15 protein-coding genes and 1 pseudogene are annotated in these 16,944 nt (G+C 36.8%); 9 read left to right on the forward strand and 7 right to left on the reverse strand.

What is annotated here, in order from left to right:
• Positions 1–8 precede the first annotated feature (8 nt).
• The 4 genes from ACYPXO_RS04085 (at position 9) to ACYPXO_RS04100 (ending at position 5,273) form a co-directional block, all read left to right on the forward strand.
• Complete coding sequence (locus tag ACYPXO_RS04085; RefSeq protein ID WP_459639404.1) at positions 9–1,412, forward strand: APC family permease; 1,404 nt, start codon at positions 9–11, stop codon at positions 1,410–1,412.
• Between the two features lie 97 nt (positions 1,413–1,509).
• Positions 1,510–3,351 carry an excinuclease ABC subunit UvrC gene (uvrC, locus tag ACYPXO_RS04090; protein WP_459639405.1) on the forward strand — a complete coding sequence of 614 codons (1,842 nt, stop codon included), beginning with the start codon at positions 1,510–1,512 and terminating at the stop codon, positions 3,349–3,351.
• A gap of 43 nt (positions 3,352–3,394) precedes the next feature.
• A complete protein-coding gene (gene hprK / locus ACYPXO_RS04095; RefSeq protein ID WP_459639406.1) occupies positions 3,395–4,330 on the forward strand; it encodes an HPr(Ser) kinase/phosphatase in 936 nt (311 codons plus the stop codon).
• Positions 4,331–4,340: 10 nt separating this feature from the next.
• Positions 4,341–5,273, forward strand: coding sequence for an ROK family glucokinase (locus ACYPXO_RS04100; RefSeq protein WP_459639407.1), 933 nt, complete (start codon positions 4,341–4,343; stop codon positions 5,271–5,273).
• 224 nt (positions 5,274–5,497) lie between these two features.
• On the opposite strand, the gene ACYPXO_RS04105 is transcribed toward ACYPXO_RS04100, so the two are convergent.
• On the reverse strand, positions 5,498–8,065 hold the full coding sequence (locus ACYPXO_RS04105) for a transglycosylase domain-containing protein (RefSeq protein WP_459639408.1): 2,568 nt from the start codon (positions 8,063–8,065) through the stop codon (positions 5,498–5,500).
• Positions 8,066–8,236: 171 nt separating this feature from the next.
• Here ACYPXO_RS04105 and ACYPXO_RS04110 point away from each other — a divergent pair, with 171 nt between their 5' ends.
• Both ACYPXO_RS04110 and ACYPXO_RS04115 read left to right on the forward strand, forming a co-directional pair.
• The gene (locus ACYPXO_RS04110) at positions 8,237–8,893 is read left to right on the forward strand and encodes a YigZ family protein (RefSeq protein ID WP_459639409.1); all 657 of its coding nucleotides are present in this window, start codon (positions 8,237–8,239) and stop codon (positions 8,891–8,893) included.
• 25 nt (positions 8,894–8,918) lie between these two features.
• Positions 8,919–9,482, forward strand: a complete 564-nt coding sequence (locus tag ACYPXO_RS04115) for a sugar O-acetyltransferase (RefSeq protein WP_459639410.1) — start codon at positions 8,919–8,921, stop codon at positions 9,480–9,482.
• Between the two features lie 53 nt (positions 9,483–9,535).
• Here ACYPXO_RS04115 and hpf read toward each other — a convergent pair whose 3' ends face one another.
• From hpf to ACYPXO_RS04145, 6 genes and pseudogenes are all read right to left on the reverse strand, one after another.
• Positions 9,536–10,072 (reverse strand): ribosome hibernation-promoting factor, HPF/YfiA family, encoded by a 537-nt coding sequence (gene hpf / locus ACYPXO_RS04120; RefSeq protein WP_459639411.1) that lies wholly within the window; start codon positions 10,070–10,072, stop codon positions 9,536–9,538.
• Between the two features lie 149 nt (positions 10,073–10,221).
• The gene (locus ACYPXO_RS04125; RefSeq protein ID WP_459639412.1) at positions 10,222–10,833 is read right to left on the reverse strand and encodes a phosphate-starvation-inducible PsiE family protein; all 612 of its coding nucleotides are present in this window, start codon (positions 10,831–10,833) and stop codon (positions 10,222–10,224) included.
• 35 nt (positions 10,834–10,868) lie between these two features.
• A pseudogene (locus tag ACYPXO_RS04130) lies at positions 10,869–11,773 on the reverse strand (phosphatase PAP2 family protein).
• Positions 11,773–13,596: a translational GTPase TypA gene (gene typA, locus ACYPXO_RS04135; RefSeq protein ID WP_459639413.1), complete on the reverse strand. Its 1,824-nt coding sequence runs from the start codon at positions 13,594–13,596 to the stop codon at positions 11,773–11,775. Before typA ends, ACYPXO_RS04130 begins: the two are co-directional and overlap by 1 nt.
• 211 nt (positions 13,597–13,807) lie before the next feature.
• The gene (locus tag ACYPXO_RS04140; protein ID WP_459639414.1) at positions 13,808–14,071 is read right to left on the reverse strand and encodes a hypothetical protein; all 264 of its coding nucleotides are present in this window, start codon (positions 14,069–14,071) and stop codon (positions 13,808–13,810) included.
• A 26-nt stretch (positions 14,072–14,097) separates the two neighbouring features.
• The gene (locus ACYPXO_RS04145) at positions 14,098–14,454 is read right to left on the reverse strand and encodes a hypothetical protein (RefSeq protein ID WP_459639415.1); all 357 of its coding nucleotides are present in this window, start codon (positions 14,452–14,454) and stop codon (positions 14,098–14,100) included.
• Between the two features lie 229 nt (positions 14,455–14,683).
• Between ACYPXO_RS04145 and ACYPXO_RS04150 the strand changes: the two genes are divergently transcribed.
• From ACYPXO_RS04150 to ACYPXO_RS04160, 3 genes are read left to right on the forward strand one after another with little or no spacing between them, the layout of a single operon-like run.
• A complete protein-coding gene (locus ACYPXO_RS04150; RefSeq protein ID WP_459639416.1) occupies positions 14,684–15,313 on the forward strand; it encodes a single-stranded DNA-binding protein in 630 nt (209 codons plus the stop codon).
• A 3-nt stretch (positions 15,314–15,316) separates the two neighbouring features.
• Entirely contained in the window at positions 15,317–16,234 is a 918-nt protein-coding gene (gene dapA, locus ACYPXO_RS04155) for a 4-hydroxy-tetrahydrodipicolinate synthase (protein WP_459639417.1), read from the forward strand.
• A complete protein-coding gene (locus tag ACYPXO_RS04160) occupies positions 16,222–16,914 on the forward strand; it encodes a 4-hydroxy-tetrahydrodipicolinate reductase (protein ID WP_459639418.1) in 693 nt (230 codons plus the stop codon). Before dapA ends, ACYPXO_RS04160 begins: the two co-directional genes overlap by 13 nt.
• Positions 16,915–16,944 lie beyond the last annotated feature (30 nt).

Below are 16,944 nucleotides of genomic sequence, written 5' to 3' on the forward strand. Positions count from 1 at the left end.
GAAAAATTATGAATCAGAAAAACGAAAAGAAAATCTTGTGGTACAGTCTTGCGTTTATGGCGTTTGGCGGTGTATGGGGATTCGGTAACGTTATCAACGGATTCTCAGAATATAATGGTTTACAGGCAATTGTTGCTTGGATAATTGTATTCGGTATTTATTTTGTACCATATGCATTGATGGTAGGTGAACTTGGTTCGGCGTTTAAAAATGCCAATGGTGGAGTGAGTTCATGGATTTCAGCAACTATGGGAAAAAGACTTGCATACTATGCCGGTTGGACATACTGGGTAGTGCATATGCCTTACATTTCACAGAAACCGAATTCAGCGGTTATTGCAACAAGTTGGATTTTATTTCAGGACAACAGAGCAAGTAAGATGAACACAACAGTAATGCAGTTGTTATGTCTTGCAATTTTCTTTTTAGCATTATATCTTGCATCTAAGGGAATTTCTATGCTGAAGAAAATTTCTACACTTGCGGGAACAACAATGTTCATCATGTCTATTTTGTACATTGTATTAATGATGGCTGCACCGGCAATCACAAATGCACCGTTATTAGAAATTGACTGGTCTTTGAAAACATTTATGCCGACATTTGATATGAAATTCTTTACAGGGCTATCTATTCTTGTTTTTGCGGTAGGTGGTTGTGAGAAATTCTCACCATATGTAAATAAGACAAAAAATCCTGCAAAAGACTTCTCTAAAGGTATGATTGCGTTGGCTGTCATGGTTTCTGTATGTGCTATTTTGGGAACAATTTCAATGGGAATGATGTTTGATTCAAAAAATATTCCTGCTGACCTTATGACAAACGGTGCTTACTATGCATTCCAGAAATTAGGTGAATACTACCATGTAGGAAACTTATTTGTAATTTTATATGCGATTACACAGTTCCTCGGACAGTTCTCTGTTATGGTTATTTCTATCGATGCACCGCTTTGTATGTTACTTGGAAATTCTGATGAAAACTACATTCCAAAATCAATGTTCAAACAGAACAAACATGGTGCATATACAAACGGACATAAATTAGTAGCAGTAATTGTAAGTATTTTAATTATTATTCCTGCATTTGGTATCAAAAATGTAGACGTTTTAGTTAAATGGCTTGTAAAATTGAACTCTGTATGTATGCCATTACGTTACTTGTGGGTATTTGTTGCGTATGTTGCATTGAAGAAAGCGGGAGAAAAATTTGCTCCTGAATATAAATTTGTGAAGAATAAAACAATCGGTATTATCTTTGGAGTATGGTGCTTCATCTTTACAGCGATGGCCTGCATCGGAGGTATTTATTCGGATGATTTATTCCAGCTTACATTAAATATTCTTACACCATTCATTCTTTTAGGATTAGGTGCAATTATGCCGATTCTTGCAAAGAAATCAAAAAAATAAGAGAAAATAAAACGAAGGGCATATCCTGTTTTGCGGGATATGCCTTTTTTGACTATGAAAGATATGTTAAAATATAGGGGGAGAAAGGAAAAGAAAAATGTTTAACATAGAGGAAGAATTAAAAAAATTGCCGGGAAAGCCCGGGGTATATTTAATGCATGATGAGAAAGATGAGATTATTTATGTGGGAAAGGCAATCAGTCTGAAAAATCGTGTTCGCCAGTATTTCCAAAGTAGTCGGAATAAGGGAGTTAAAATTGAACAGATGGTTACGCATATTTCCCGTTTTGAATACATCGTAACAGATTCGGAATTAGAGGCGCTTGTCTTAGAATGTAATTTGATAAAAGAACACAGACCGAAATATAATACGATGCTTATGGATGATAAAACATATCCGTTTATTAAGGTGACGGTAGACGAAGAGTATCCGAGAGTATTATTTGCCAGAGAAATAAAAAAAGACAAGGCAAAATATTTTGGACCGTATACAAGTGCAGGTGCGGTAAAAGACACTATAGACTTAATTCGTAAACTTTATCATATACGGAGCTGCAATCGAAATCTGCCAAAAGATATTGGAAAAGAGCGTCCGTGTCTGAATTATCATATCAAACAATGCTATGCTCCGTGTCAGGATTATATTTCTAAAGAGGAATATAGGAAATCGGTGCAGCAGGCGTTACGGTTTCTCGGCGGAGAGTATGATAAAATTTTAAAAACGTTAGAGGAAAAAATGAATCAGGCATCAGAAGAACTTGATTTTGAAAAAGCGATTGAATATAGAGAATTATTAAATAGTGTTAAGCAGATTGCCCAAAAGCAGAAAATAACAAATAGCGACGGAGAAGATAAAGATATTTTGGCAGTTGCAACAGAAGAGGACGATGCGGTTGTACAGGTGTTTTTTATTCGTGGGGGAAGGCTGATCGGACGAGATCATTTCTATATGAAAATAAGCAGGGATGAGAAAAAAAGTGAAATTTTAGAAAATTTTATTAAACAATTTTATGCGGGGACACCTTACATTCCGCGAGAACTTATGGTGCAAGAAGAATTGAAAGAAAGTAACCTTTTGGAAGAATGGCTTACACAAAAGAAAGGGCATAAAGTGTATATAACCGTTCATCAGAAGGGGCAGAAAAAGAAACTGGTAGATTTGGCGGAGAAAAATGCAAAACTTGTTCTTTCTACAGACAAGGAAAGGTTGAAACGGGAAGAAGGAAGAACAATCGGTGCAGTAAAAGAAATAGAAAAGTTGCTGGGATTGTCGAACCTTTCCAGAATGGAAGCATTTGACATTTCAAATACGAATGGATTTAATTCGGTAGGTTCTATGGTTGTTTATGAAAAAGGAAAGCCAAAAAGAAATGATTACCGCAAATTTAAAATCAAAGGAGTGCAGGGTGCAGACGATTACGCAAGTATGGAGGAAGTGTTGACGAGGCGATTTGAACACGGTATAAAAGAAAAAGAAGAAGGAAAAGAACTGGGAAGTTTCACCTCGTTTCCGGATTTGATTATGATGGACGGCGGAAAAGGGCAGGTAAATGTGGCGCTTCAGGTATTAGAAAAACTGCATTTAAACATTGCTGTTTGTGGTATGGTAAAGGATGATAATCACAGGACAAGAGGGTTATACTATAACAATGTGGAAATACCGATTGATAGAAATTCAGAGGCGTTTCGTCTTATTACACGCATACAGGATGAGGCACATAGATTTGCAATTGAATTTCATCGGAAACTGAGAGGGCAAGGGCAGGTTCATTCGATTTTAGACGATATTAAAGGGATAGGACCGGCGAGAAGAAAAGATTTGATGAAACATTTTGCGAATTTAGATGCAATTAAAGAGGCGACAATAGAAGAATTGAAAAATTTACCGTCAATGAATGAAAAATCGGCTCAAGAAGTGTACAACTTTTTCCATAAATGATATACTAAACAGAGTGAATATTTTAAATAGAAGGAGGAACTTTATGAGTTGCACTGGAAGTGTCGGATTAGAAAAATTAGTTGAAAAAATGGAACTGAAAAATCTTACACCGGATATAGATATGACAGAAAGAGTTATCACTGTACCGGATATTAACCGTCCTGCATTGCAGTTAACAGGATTTTTTGACCATTTTGATTCAGAACGTATTCAGGTAATTGGATATGTGGAATATACTTATTTGCAAAAAATGCCGGAAGAGAGAAAAGAAATTATATACGAGCAGTTATTATCATATGATATTCCATGCCTGATATACAGTACAAAGGTATATCCGGATGAATTGATGTTGAAAAAAGCAAATGAAAAAAATATTCCGGTATTTGCTACAGACAAAAAAACATCTGATTTTATGGCAGAGGCAATACGTTGGTTAAATGTGGAACTTGCACCTTGCATTTCTATTCATGGTGTTTTAGTTGACGTATATGGTGTCGGTGTGTTGATTATGGGTGAAAGCGGTATCGGAAAAAGCGAGGCTGCTTTAGAGTTGATTAAGCGAGGACACAGACTTGTAACAGATGACGTTGTCGAAATCAGAAAAGTAAGCGATGAAACACTTGTAGGTACAGCACCGGATATTACAAGACATTTAATTGAGTTGCGCGGTATCGGAATCGTGGACGTAAAAATGCTCTTCGGTGTTCAAAGCGTAAAAGAAACACAGAATATTGACCTTGTCATTACACTGGAAGACTGGAATAAGGAAAAAGAATACGACAGACTAGGGTTGGAAGAAGAATATACGGAATTTCTTGGAAATAAGGTGGTATGCCACTCCATTCCAATCCGTCCGGGACGAAATCTTGCAATTATCGTAGAATCTGCGTCAGTAAATCACAGACAAAAACAAATGGGATACAATGCGGCACAGGAATTGTATAGAAGAGTACAGGAAAACTTAACACAAAAGAAATAGGAGTGAAAAAATGAGATATTGTTTTGGAGTTGATATTGGCGGAACGACAGTTAAAATGGGGCTATTTCATTTTGACGGCACATTAGTAGAAAAATGGGAAATTGAAACAAGAAAAGAAAATCACGGAGAAAATATTCTTCCTGATGTAGCGTATTCCATTCAAGATAAAATGAAAGCACACAACTTAGAAAAAGAGGATGTTCTAGGAGTGGGAGTGGGAATACCTGCTCCGGTTACAGATGCAGGAGTTGTACAGGCAACTGCTAATTTAGGTTGGGGATACAAAGAAGTAAAACATGAATTAGAAACATTAGTAGGAATTTCTGTAAAGGTTGGAAATGACGCAAATGTAGCGGCTTTAGGTGAAATGTGGAAAGGCGGCGGATTTGGTCATAAAAACATGATTATGGTAACGCTTGGAACAGGTGTCGGTGGTGGAATTATCTCAAACGGACATATGGTAGTAGGAGGACACGGTGCAGGCGGAGAAATCGGACATATCTGTGTAAATTATGATGAAACCGAAAAATGTGGTTGTGGAAGCAGAGGATGTTTAGAGCAGTACGCATCTGCAACGGGAATTGTAAGACTTGCAAAAAGACGACTTGGAAAAAATGATGATGCAACAGTACTGCGAAATGAAGAAGTCAGCGCAAAAACTGTATTTGATGCGGTAAAAGCAGGTGATATGGTTGCCATTGAAATTGCAAAAGAATTTGGAAAATATTTAGGGTATGCGTTGGCGAATTTGGCAGCGGCAGCAGACCCTGAAATTATTGTAATTGGAGGCGGAGTTTCAAAGGCAGGAACAATACTTTTAGACTATATTACAGAACCATTTAAGGAAAGAGTGTTTTTTGCAAATAAAGAGTGCCGATTTGAATTGGCACGACTTGGAAATGATGCGGGAATTTACGGTGCGGCGAAGTTAGTACTAAAATAAGTGTGAAAAAACTGTGAAAGGGGACGTAGTAAAATTGAAGTTTGTGGCGTCCCGAATTGAGTTTTAGTGTGTCCCAAAATGTAAAACGCCCTGTCCCTTTTTGAAAATTACCATAAAAAAGAGGTGAAATAGTAAAAAGGGACAGGGTATTTTTCAAAAAGGGACAGAGATATAGCAAGAAGGGGACGTAGTGTTTTACTAAAACACTACGTCCCCTTCTACTTCTACGGAAATGTCGGAGGAATAGGTTGCTCCGCGTTCTGATTTGTATCAGAATTTCCGTTTTCATAAGAATTATTATCATTAGGATTTTCAAATCCATTTCCACTGTTTGCACCATTATTGTCAGAAGGCATTTCCGTTGTATTATTTTCATCGGAAATATCACCGTTTTCGTCGGAAGTAGTGTTTTCGTGTTCAGGTGATATTATGCCTCCTACAGATCCTGGATATCCGGCATGACTTGAACAAACCTTGTCTGAGCCACCGTCTAATGCGATATATTCCATATGGTATGGGCAAGAATCAGCGGCGACCTTGCCGGAAATGGAACATACTTTTTTCTTCGCTACGGTATTCGGCACTTTAAAGTCTTTATATGGAAGGTTTTTGTGTATTCTAGACATAATTCCTTTCCACAATTTCTGATTATAGTTTCCGTTTGGAAGTTCTTTATTGTCATCAAAACCAACCCACACAGAGCAGGTGTAGTATGGTGTATATCCGCAGAACCAAATATCTACTCGAGAAGTTGTTGTACCTGTTTTTCCGGCGACAGGCATATTTGGAAGCATAGTTTCTTTACCGGTTCCCTGCTTAACAACGTCTTCCATAGCGCTTGTCAGAAGGTAAGCAGTAGATTCGCGTAATGCTGTTTTTGATTTGCTTGTATTATCAATAAGAACATTTCCTTCGTGGTCTAAAATTTTTGTATAGAAGATAGGAGTATTGTAAACTCCACCATTAGCGATTGCGGCATATGCACCTGTCATTTCCAAGTTGTAAACACCGTCTGTAATACCGCCGAGAGCAGTTGGCAGTTGTAAATCGCTATATACTTTTCCGTTGATTTTTTTTGACTTAACTAATGTTTGAATACCTAATTTTTCTGAGTATTCAAATCCAAGTTGAGGAGTGATTTCCTCAAACGTTTTTAATGCACTGATATTAACGGAATCTTGGATAGCGGTTCTCATTGTAACATTACCCTTGAAACCTTTGTAAGCATTTTTGTAAGATTTTCCATTTCTTTCAAAAGGTTCATCTTTTGTTACAGTTCCGAGAGATTGTCCGGCGCTGTCTAAAGCGGGGGCGTAAACTGCTACAATTTTAAATGCAGATCCCGGTTGCCTTAAAGAACCTGTTGCACGGTTCAAACTACGGTTGGATTGTTTCTTTCCACGACCGCCTACAAGTGCCTTGACTTCTCCGGTGTACTGATCCATAACAACTGCGGAAGCCTGAGGCTGTGGAGAAAAGATGATTTTTTCGTCATATTTATCTCCTTCCTGTGCAATGGATGCTTTAAATGCTTCTATACGGGCTTTTGCTTTTTCTTCTGAAGTAAAGAGCAGTCCCTGTTTATCGTTGTATTTTTCTTTTCCGAATTTTTTGAGATGACCGGAACTATAATTTTCTTGTGTACCGTCTTTTCTTGTGATGGTTAAAGCATATTCAACACCCGTGTATACAGATGAGGGATAGTTGCTGTCATTGTTCATCTCTTCATCGGCAATCTTTTGAATTTTAGCATCCTGTGTGGCGTAAATAGTTAAACCACCGCTATATAATGCATTGATTGCCTGTGTTTCGGAATATCCGGGATAACCTGCGTCAGTACGCTGTAAATCTTCAATCACCTGTTCTGCAAGGGCATCGATAAAGTAAGAGTCTACATCGGAACTTGCAAGTTGTGTATTTACATTTTGAATGCGGGCATATACATCGTCAGCCATCGCTTCATCATATTCTGCTTGTGAAATAAATTCTTGTTCCAACATTTTGGTAAGAACTTTTTGGCGGCGCTGTTTATTTTTCGCAGGATTTGTTACAGGGTTAAATGTACTTGGACTTTGTGTGATACCTGCAATAGTAGCGCATTCTGATAAAGTCAGTTCAGAAACATCCTTATTAAAATAACGTTTGGAAGCGGCTTGTACACCTAAAGTGTTTTGTCCTAAGTTGATGGTATTCATATAATTTTCTAAAATTAATTTTTTATCCATCTGTTTTTCGATTTCCAAAGCCAAATACTGTTCCTGAATTTTACGTTCAAGACTCTCGAAAAAACTGTCTTCATTCATAAAATCAGGAAAAACTGTGTTTTTGATTAATTGTTGTGTTATTGTACTGGCACCTTCTGAAAAGTTTCCACTGGTTAGTCCGACAACTCCTGCACGAACAATTCCTTTTAAATCAATTCCCTTATGCTGATAAAAACGTGCATCTTCAATAGCGATAAATGCTTGACGGAGATGAACGGGAATTTCATCAAGGGTTTTGTATACACGGTTAGAACCGGAAGAAACAAATTTTTCGATTTCATTTCCATCCTTATCGACAACAAATGTTGTGTATCCCGTAGGTTTTACATTCGCAGGAGAAATATTAGGTGCGTTGTCAATTGTTTTCTTTACAAAGAAACCGGCACCGATAATACCGACAATCCCAATGATTACAATACAAAGTATAACGGATTTAAAAAGGCGGGAGAAAATTCGTTTCTTCTGCATATTCGCTTTAGAAGTGATTTCCCGCTGCTTTTTTGAAGCGTTCTTTTTTCCATAATTCATGAGTTTTGCCTCCTTTTACCATGATATTATATCAAATAACTAATTTTAAATAAAGCGAAAAATAAAAAGTTCATAAATAGTAGGAAAAACTTAAGAAAATCTTGTGAATGGAAAGAAATTCTTTTATAGTAATAGTGACAAATAAGTATCTTAAGAAAAGGTGAAATGAATATGTTATCAGAATATAAAACAGTATATACAGGCGGAGAGGCTGAAATTGTAGAAAAAAAATCAAGATTTATTGCATCTGTTCAGCCAATCAGCACAGAGGATGAGGCGTTGGAGTTTATTGAGAAAATAAGAAAACAGCATTGGAGTGCAACTCATAACTGTTTTGCATATACCGTAGGAGAGCGGTTTGAAATACAGCGATGCAGTGATGATGGTGAGCCGAGTGGAACTGCCGGTAAACCTATGCTGGATGTACTTCTGGGAGAAAAAATACATAATATAGTAGTTGTTGTTACAAGGTATTTTGGGGGAACACTTCTTGGTACGGGTGGTCTTGTCCGTGCTTATTCAAAAGCAACTCAAGAAGGAATTTCCGTTAGTAAGATTATAACCAAAATGCACGGGTGTAAACTGAAAATCACCACGGATTATACGGGATTGGGGAAAATTCAGTATATTTTAGGGCAGAGGGGGATAACTGTTTTAGAACCTGTGTATACAGATAAAGTAGTATTAGAGGTGTTGGTTCCGGAAGATGAGGAAAGAGGACTGGTAGATGAAATTGTGGAGGGAACGAACGGTCAGGCACTTATAGAGAAGGGTGAAGAATGTTATTTTGCTAAGATTGATGGGGAAATGATTATTTTTCAGGAGTAGAGAAAATATAAAGAAAGGAAATGCTATGACTGAAAAAGAAAAAATGAAAAAGCAAATGCTGTATGATGCAAATAATGACGTGGAATTGTTGAAGGAAAGAAGAATTGCAAAAGATTTATGCTATGAATATAATCAGTTGCGACCTTCTGATGAAGAAAATCAGATAAAACTTATAAAATCGCTTTTAGGAAATACGAAAGAAAAGTTTTGTATTGTTGCACCGTTTTGGTGTGATTATGGATATAATATAGAAATTGGAGAAAACTTTTTTGCAAATCATAATACAGTGATTTTAGATGGTGCAAAAGTTGTTTTTGATGATAATATTTTTGTGGGTGCAAATTGTGGATTTTATACGGCAGGTCATCCTATAGAGGTCGAGAAAAGGAATGCAGGATTAGAATATGCTTATCCAATTACAGTTGGAGATAATGTATGGATTGGTGCAGGCGTCCATGTGATGCCGGGAGTTTGCATAGGAAACAATGTTGTTATTGGCGGTGGGAGCGTTGTTGTAAAAGATATACCGGATAATTCGGTGGCAGTTGGAAATCCTTGTAAAGTAATTCGTCGAATTGAAGAAGATTAAGAATAAAAGAGCCTTCACATTTGAATTGTGAAGGCTCTTTTGAAAGGGGGTACTTATTGAAATTCTGGCTCAATTAAACCAAACGAACCGTCCTTACGTTTATAAACTACATTTACCTGTTCTGTTTCCGCATTGCTGAATACAAAGAAATTATGTCCTAATAAATCCATTTGCATACAAGCATCTTCAGGGAACATTGGTTTGATACCGAAACGTTTTGTACGAACAATTTTAATCTCATCAGAGTCGGCTGTGTTATCTTCTGATTCAAAGAAAGCCTGATTAAAGTTGCCTCCGGCCTGATGTCTTGCCACCAATTTATTTTTGTATTTTCGAAGTTGTCTTTCAATAACTTCCTCTACTAAATCAATGGATACATACATATCATTGCTTACCTGCTCCGAACGAATAATGTCTTTTTTAACAGGAATAGTAACCTCAATTTTTTGCCGATCTTTTTCTACACTAAGTGTTACAATAATTTCCGTGTCAGGAGTGAAGTATCTCTCTAATTTTCCGAGTTTGTGTTCAATGGTTTCTTTTAAACCAGGTGTTACCTCAATGTTTTTTCCGCTAATAATAAAGTTCATGCTGTCCAACTCCTTTTCGATATATTGTACAAAGGATAGTTTGTACTATGGGTATATTATACATAAAAACCAAAATAAATGCAACAAAAAGAAAGATAAAAATATTAAAAAAAAATAAAAGACTGACAATTATATATCAGTCTTTTAGGCTATTTAATTGAGCGGATAACTTCCACACGAGAAATTTCTCCTTTGTGCATTTTGGCAACGCGAAGTCCAAGGTTAGAGAAATAGGCACAAGCGCCAACTCCAATGTCTTCGTTATGTTTTTCCAACTGACGAATGATAACATCCCGAAGGGTATCACCCTCTTCAAAAGGTATGCTTACATGAATAAGCCGGTTGACAAGAAATACTTTTTGCGTTGCACGGAAAAGTATTTTTTCTGCTTCATCAAATTCGCAGAAAAGAAACTTTCTTGTAGCGAACAGGACAGAGATGGCAATGACTCCGATAAGACTGTTTAGCGGAGAACCGTGTTCAATAATTACTTGTCGTGCGATGGCAAAAAGCAATACTTCAAATACCGTTCCGGGTCTGTGTGTGTATACCATTCGGATTAATTCTACTCCGATAATGAGATTAAAACAGTTTTCCAATAAGTCTTCATAGTTTGGAGAAACTTCTAAATTCGGAATGTGAATTAAATCCAATGTAAGTCTTGCGGAGAGTAAAATAATCCCGATAGCAAGCAGGAATGCAATGAACAGTTCCATTGCGTTCGCCAGTTTTTTTAAAATGGCAGATAGATATTTTGTCATAAAAAAGCCCTCGTTTCCCTTTTCTTTTATTTTATCTAATCTCTGCTTTTCTGTAAAGAAGATTTCTGCATTTGACTGAAACAGTATGGATAGAGAACGAGAATCCATAGTACAAGAATAAAATATTCAGCCATTTTTCCAAAAATATTGTTTCCGATAAAAGAAGAAAAAACGGATTTTATCAACAAGGCAAAAAGGAGTCCGACAACCACTTTTAAAATTTGTGTGTAAATATGTTTAGTTTTTACATCAAATTGTAAATGAGTCTGCTCCACATACCAACCGACTGCAAATCCAATACCTGCTCCGCAGGCTTTTAGACAATCGGAAGCATATTTATAAGCGATTATTTCCGAGTGCAGCAGAAAGAGTGCGTATGCAGAAATAAGGACAGCAATGCCTGTTAAGCAGAGTGCGATTTGTTTGCGATAACATTTCTTATCTAATAAAACATGGGAAAAATGTGTAATCAACCATGCAAAAAGCATGGAAATTCCCATGGAAACAAGCACATCTTTCGGTGTGTGTACACCGAGATACATACGAGAAAATCCTACAAGTAAAAAGGCGCATACACAGAAGAAAGAATACGTTTTTTTGCGTGTAGGGCAAGTGGTGCAAAAAGCGAGGTTGCTCCTTGCGTATGTCCACTTGGGAATGAATATCCCGTAGCAGCGGGAACGGCACTTTTCACCGGATGAAAATTTGGGTCTAATACCCATGGTCTAGGAATACGAAAGGTGATTTTTAATGTCTGTACGCAAAGTCCGGCAGTAAAATAAGTAAATCCCAATAAATAAGCAAAGCGTTTATTTACACACCAATAAAGTGTGCAGATAAACGCAATGATTAACAGTTCCTGACCAAAATAAGTGATAAATTGGAAAAAATCATTTAAAAGAGGGGAACGAATCCCCTCAAGCAATCTTAAAAAGTCCACTATTTTGCTCCTCTTTTTCTCATTTTAGAATCAAGAATTTTCTTACGAATACGCAATGTTTTCGGAGTGACTTCAAGTAATTCGTCTGTGTCGATAAAGTCTAAAGCTTCTTCCAAACTTAAAATACGAGGAGTTGTCAATTTCAGGGCATCGTCAGAGCCGGAAGAACGAGTATTTGTCAGATGTTTTGTTTTGCAGACATTTAATTCAATATCTTCGGCTTTTCCGTTCTGGCCGATAACCATTCCGGAGTAAACTTTTTCGCCCGGTCCGATAAATAATGTTCCTCTCTCCTGTGCACTGAAAAGTCCGTATGTTACAGATTCTCCGGTTTCGAATGCGATAAGAGAACCCTGTTTACGATACTGAATATCCCCTTTATATGGAGCATAGCCTTCAAATGCTGTATTTAAAATACCGTTACCTTTTGTGTCAGTCATAAATTCTCCACGGTAGCCGATAAGTCCTCTGGCTGGAATGGAGAATTCTAAACGTGTATATCCGCCGTTTGATGCACTCATGTTTTGGAGTTCACCTTTTCTTTGACTTAATTTGTCAATAACCGTTCCTGTAAATTCATCAGGAACATCAATGTATGCAGTTTCAATTGGTTCCAGTAATTTGCCTTTTTCATCTTTTTTGTATAATACTTCCGCTTTACTAACGGCAAATTCGTATCCTTCACGGCGCATATTTTCAATCAATACAGATAAATGAAGTTCTCCACGACCTGATACACGGAAACTGTCTGCATTTTCAGATTCTTCCACGCGAAGACTTACGTCTGTGTTCAATTCTCTGAAAAGACGTTCTCTTAAATGGCGGGAAGTTACATATTTTCCTTCCTGTCCGGCAAATGGGCTGTCGTTTACAATGAACTGCATAGCGATAGTAGGTTCAGAAATTTTCTGGAATGGGATGGCAACAGGATTTTCAGGTGAACAAAGTGTATCCCCAATAGCAATATCAGAAATTCCTGAGATAGCAACGATTGAACCGATGCCTGCCTCTTTTACTTCTATTTTATTTAAACCGTCAAATTCATATAGTTTGCTGATTTTTACTTTTTTCTGTTTATCCGGTTCATGAGCATTTACGACAACCATGTCCTGATTTACGGAAATTGTACCGTTGTCAACTTTTCCTACACCGATACGTCCGACATATTCGTTATAGTCGATTGTACTGATTAATACTTGTGTATCTGAGTCAGGATCGCCTTCAGGAGCAGGGATGTAGTCTAAAATTGTTTCAAATAAAGGCACCATGTTTTTCGGGTCATCCGTTAAATCTAAAATAGCGTGTCCGGCTTTTGCAGAAGCGTAAATAAACGGACAATCCAACTGTTCATCTGAAGCATCTAAATCCATGAAAAGTTCTAAGATTTCATCTATAACTTCGTCAGGGCGTGCTTCCGGACGGTCGATTTTATTGATACAAACGATAACAGGAAGTTGTAATTCCAATGCTTTACGAAGAACAAACTTTGTTTGTGGCATTGCACCTTCAAAAGCATCTACAACAAGGATAACCCCGTTTACCATTTTCAATACACGTTCTACCTCTCCTCCGAAGTCAGCGTGTCCCGGTGTATCAATGATATTGATTTTTGTATCTTTATAATATACTGCTGTGTTTTTTGCGAGAATGGTAATTCCGCGTTCACGTTCGATGTCATTAGAGTCCATAACACGTTCTGCGACTTCTTGATTTTCTCGGAATACACCGCTTTGTTTTAATAACTCATCAACGAGAGTCGTTTTTCCGTGGTCTACATGGGCGATAATGGCAATGTTTCTTATATCTTCTCTTTTGGTTTTCATTATAAGTTACCTTCTTTCTTTTATCAAAAGCCAGTCAGATAGTTGGCTTATTACCAAATTACAACTTATACAGTTTATCACATTATCGTTAGATTACAAGGGGTTTGAGGGAAAAATACGAAAATACAGTCATGAGTCTTTACTTATATAAAAGAGATAATATAGTATTATTTGAATAAATCGGAGGTTATTTTTGATATTTAGTTTAGTATCATAGTTTAATATTATTTTTTTCTGTAAACTTTAAAATTTTCTTTTTTAGATTTATATAGTATTGTTCACTCCATTTTTTATTGTAACCTTTAGAGTAATTAGAAATTATTGTTTCGTCATTTTTTTCTAAATCATATATTTCATTATCTTCATTTACAAAAATATTGTCTATTTTTAGCCATTTAACTATTTCTTCAAAGTTATTATCGAATGACCGTATCCATGTATTTGTTTTTGGTAGTTCATAAGTATTTTTGAGCATACAATATTTTCCTTCACAATATTGTTTTAGATCAAATAGTGTATGGTCAATTCTATCTCCGAACACAGAAAATCTTCTTTGATTAATACCTCCTCTTTCACGTGGGAAAAAATGATGGGTATTTTTCGATAAATGGCAAACGTATCAACAAATTTATTTCCAAAGTTTTCATGCTCTCGAATTCTGTTAATGGATAGAAGACCGTCTACTGTACATTCTATACCTTGTATACTTTTGCATCCTTTATTAGTGATTGCATAACTATCTGGATCTTTATAAAAATGACGAAACAATTTCCATGCGTTCTCATTTCCTCCATATTCTTTTAAAATTGTTTTCATCAAAATAATATCAAAATTAAAAATATCTTTATATAAAATCATACGCTGTCCTCCTTATAATAATTTCGATTTTTTATTGTGTTCACTATATCATACCATTTCTATATGGTCATTTGTTTCCTTTAATTATTTCAAGGTAAGAAAAATGTCGAGAAAAGTTGTCGAGAAAAGGCATACGGTTTTCGGGAAGATTTGGTCTTAAAGGGAAAATGAGGGAATAAGATAGTATAGACAAGAAAATACGACGAAGAGGAAGGGAGAATTACAAATTATGTCGGATAAGGTTATTGAAAACAATCAAGTTACAATTATGGGAGAGGTAGTATCTGAATTTACATTCAGCCACGAGGTATTTGGTGAAGGATTTTACATGGTTGAAGTTTTAGTACGAAGACTTAGCAATTCGGATGATAGGATTCCATTGATGGTTTCAGAAAGACTTATTGATGTGACACAGGATTATCGCGGAGAATATATTATGGTAACAGGACAATTCCGCTCATATAACAGACACGAGGAGGACAGAAACCGACTTGTACTGTCTGTGTTTGCAAGAGAAATTTCATTTGTGGAAGAGGAATTAGACGGAGCAAAAACAAATAATATTTTGTTGGACGGATATATCTGTAAGACGCCGGTTTATAGAAAGACACCACTTGGAAGGGAAATAGCAGATTTGTTGTTGGCAGTCAACAGACCGTATGGAAAATCTGATTACATACCGTGTATCTGTTGGGGAAGAAATGCGAGATATGCGTCTTCTTTTGAGGTAGGAGAACACGTTCAGGTTCTCGGACGTATTCAGAGTAGAGAATATGTCAAAAAACTATCGGAGGTGGAAACGGAAAAACGAGTTGCCTATGAGGTATCTGTCAGCAAATTAGAATGTGTTGGAGAATAGAGAATGAAATCTGTTTTTATCGGTTCGGGGGTTGCGCTCGTAACGCCGTTTTGTAAAGATGGGAGCATCAATGAGGAAATGCTGGAAGAATTGGTGGAGTATCACTGCATAAATCAGACCGATGCGATAATCGTTTGCGGGACAACGGGAGAATCTGCTACTTTGTCAGAAGAAGAAAGACTGCTCTGCATAAAAAGAGCAGTACAATTTGCCAGAGGAAGAGTGCCGATTATAGCGGGAACAGGAACAAATTGTACGCGAACAACAGTGCAATTATCAAAAGAAGCGGAAGAATGTGGTGCAGACGGCGTGCTTGTAGTCACACCTTATTATAACAAACCAACTCAAAAAGGACTTTTGGCACATTATGGGAAACTTGCGGAAAATATTAAAATTCCGATACTTATATATAATGTAGGAAATCGAACCGGCTGTAATATTGAGCCGGAAACAGTTTTCCTGTTGGCAAGGAAAAATGAAAATATTATAGGTGTAAAAGAAGCATCGGGAAATATTTCGCAGGTGGCTAAGATAATGGAACTTACGGACGGAAAGATAGATGTATATGCAGGGAATGATAATCAGATTGTTCCTGTATTATCGCTTGGTGGAAAGGGTGTAATTTCTGTTCTGGCAAATATAGCGCCAAGAGAAGTACATAAAATATGTGAAAATTTTCTATCAGGGAATATAAAAGAAAGTTGTGCATTACAACTAAAAGCGCTTCCTTTAATACGACAGTTGTTTTGCGAAGCAAATCCGATTCCGATAAAAAAAGCATTATCATTTATGGGAAAAGATGTGGGAAATCTTCGTATGCCTTTGTTGGATTTGGAGGAAGAAAAAGGAAAAACTTTGGCGCGTATTATGTGTGAATACGGTATAAAGTTATCGCAGGAAGGTGAAATATGGTTGACATAATTTTACACGGTTGTAACGGTAAAATGGGAAAGTTTGTTACTATGCTGGCTGAAAAAGATGAAACAGTGCGAATTGTGGCAGGAGTGGATAAATGTATTAGAAACATGGAAAACTATCCGATATTTAGCAGCCTTCTTGAATGTAGTGTTTCAGCGGATGTAGTAATTGATTTTTCGGACGCTTCGGGAACAGATGAGTTGTTGAGGGCGTGTGAAGAAAAGGCAATTCCTCTTGTATTATGTACAACCGGATTATCGACAATGCAGCAGGAGAATATAGAGAAATTTGCAAAAAAGTTTCCTGTTTTACAATCGGCAAATATGTCGATAGGTATTACGATATTATTAGGTTTCCTAAAAAAACTGGGGAAAGAATTGTTCCCGAAAGGATATGATGTGGAAATTATAGAAAAGCATCACCGATACAAAAAAGATGTTCCAAGCGGAACGGCAATTGCTTTAAAAGAAGCATTAGGAGAGGAAAGTATTCCTATTTTATCGGTTCGCAGTGGAACAATAGTGGGTGAGCATAAAGTGGAATTTGCAGGCGAAGATGAAGTGATTGAAATAAAACATACTGCGTATTCTAAAACTATTTTTGCAAAAGGTGCGTTGGAAGCGGCAAAATTTTTAGCAGGACAGGAAGCGGGATTGTATACGATGGAAAATGTGTTTTTATAAAATGGAAAAACTTCCCGAACTTGAAATGTG

It is taken from the genome of Faecalimonas canis, assembly GCF_054601575.1.

Bases quoted from the DNA above. Each gene is read 5' to 3' on its own strand.
- dapA (WP_459639417.1), top strand. From the start codon at position 15,317: ATGAAATCTGTTTTTATCGGTTCGGGGGTTGCGCTCGTAACGCCGTTT.
- ACYPXO_RS04145 (WP_459639415.1), bottom strand. From the start codon at position 14,454: ATGATTTTATATAAAGATATTTTTAATTTTGATATTATTTTGATGAAA.
- ACYPXO_RS04110 (WP_459639409.1), top strand. From the start codon at position 8,237: ATGTTATCAGAATATAAAACAGTATATACAGGCGGAGAGGCTGAAATT.
- ACYPXO_RS04105 (WP_459639408.1), bottom strand. From the start codon at position 8,065: ATGAATTATGGAAAAAAGAACGCTTCAAAAAAGCAGCGGGAAATCACT.
- hprK (WP_459639406.1), top strand. From the start codon at position 3,395: ATGAGTTGCACTGGAAGTGTCGGATTAGAAAAATTAGTTGAAAAAATG.
- hpf (WP_459639411.1), bottom strand. From the start codon at position 10,072: ATGAACTTTATTATTAGCGGAAAAAACATTGAGGTAACACCTGGTTTA.
- ACYPXO_RS04115 (WP_459639410.1), top strand. From the start codon at position 8,919: ATGACTGAAAAAGAAAAAATGAAAAAGCAAATGCTGTATGATGCAAAT.
- ACYPXO_RS04140 (WP_459639414.1), bottom strand. From the start codon at position 14,071: ATGCTCAAAAATACTTATGAACTACCAAAAACAAATACATGGATACGG.
- typA (WP_459639413.1), bottom strand. From the start codon at position 13,596: ATGAAAACCAAAAGAGAAGATATAAGAAACATTGCCATTATCGCCCAT.
- ACYPXO_RS04100 (WP_459639407.1), top strand. From the start codon at position 4,341: ATGAGATATTGTTTTGGAGTTGATATTGGCGGAACGACAGTTAAAATG.
- ACYPXO_RS04160 (WP_459639418.1), top strand. From the start codon at position 16,222: ATGGTTGACATAATTTTACACGGTTGTAACGGTAAAATGGGAAAGTTT.
- uvrC (WP_459639405.1), top strand. From the start codon at position 1,510: ATGTTTAACATAGAGGAAGAATTAAAAAAATTGCCGGGAAAGCCCGGG.
- ACYPXO_RS04085 (WP_459639404.1), top strand. From the start codon at position 9: ATGAATCAGAAAAACGAAAAGAAAATCTTGTGGTACAGTCTTGCGTTT.
- ACYPXO_RS04150 (WP_459639416.1), top strand. From the start codon at position 14,684: ATGTCGGATAAGGTTATTGAAAACAATCAAGTTACAATTATGGGAGAG.
- ACYPXO_RS04125 (WP_459639412.1), bottom strand. From the start codon at position 10,833: ATGACAAAATATCTATCTGCCATTTTAAAAAAACTGGCGAACGCAATG.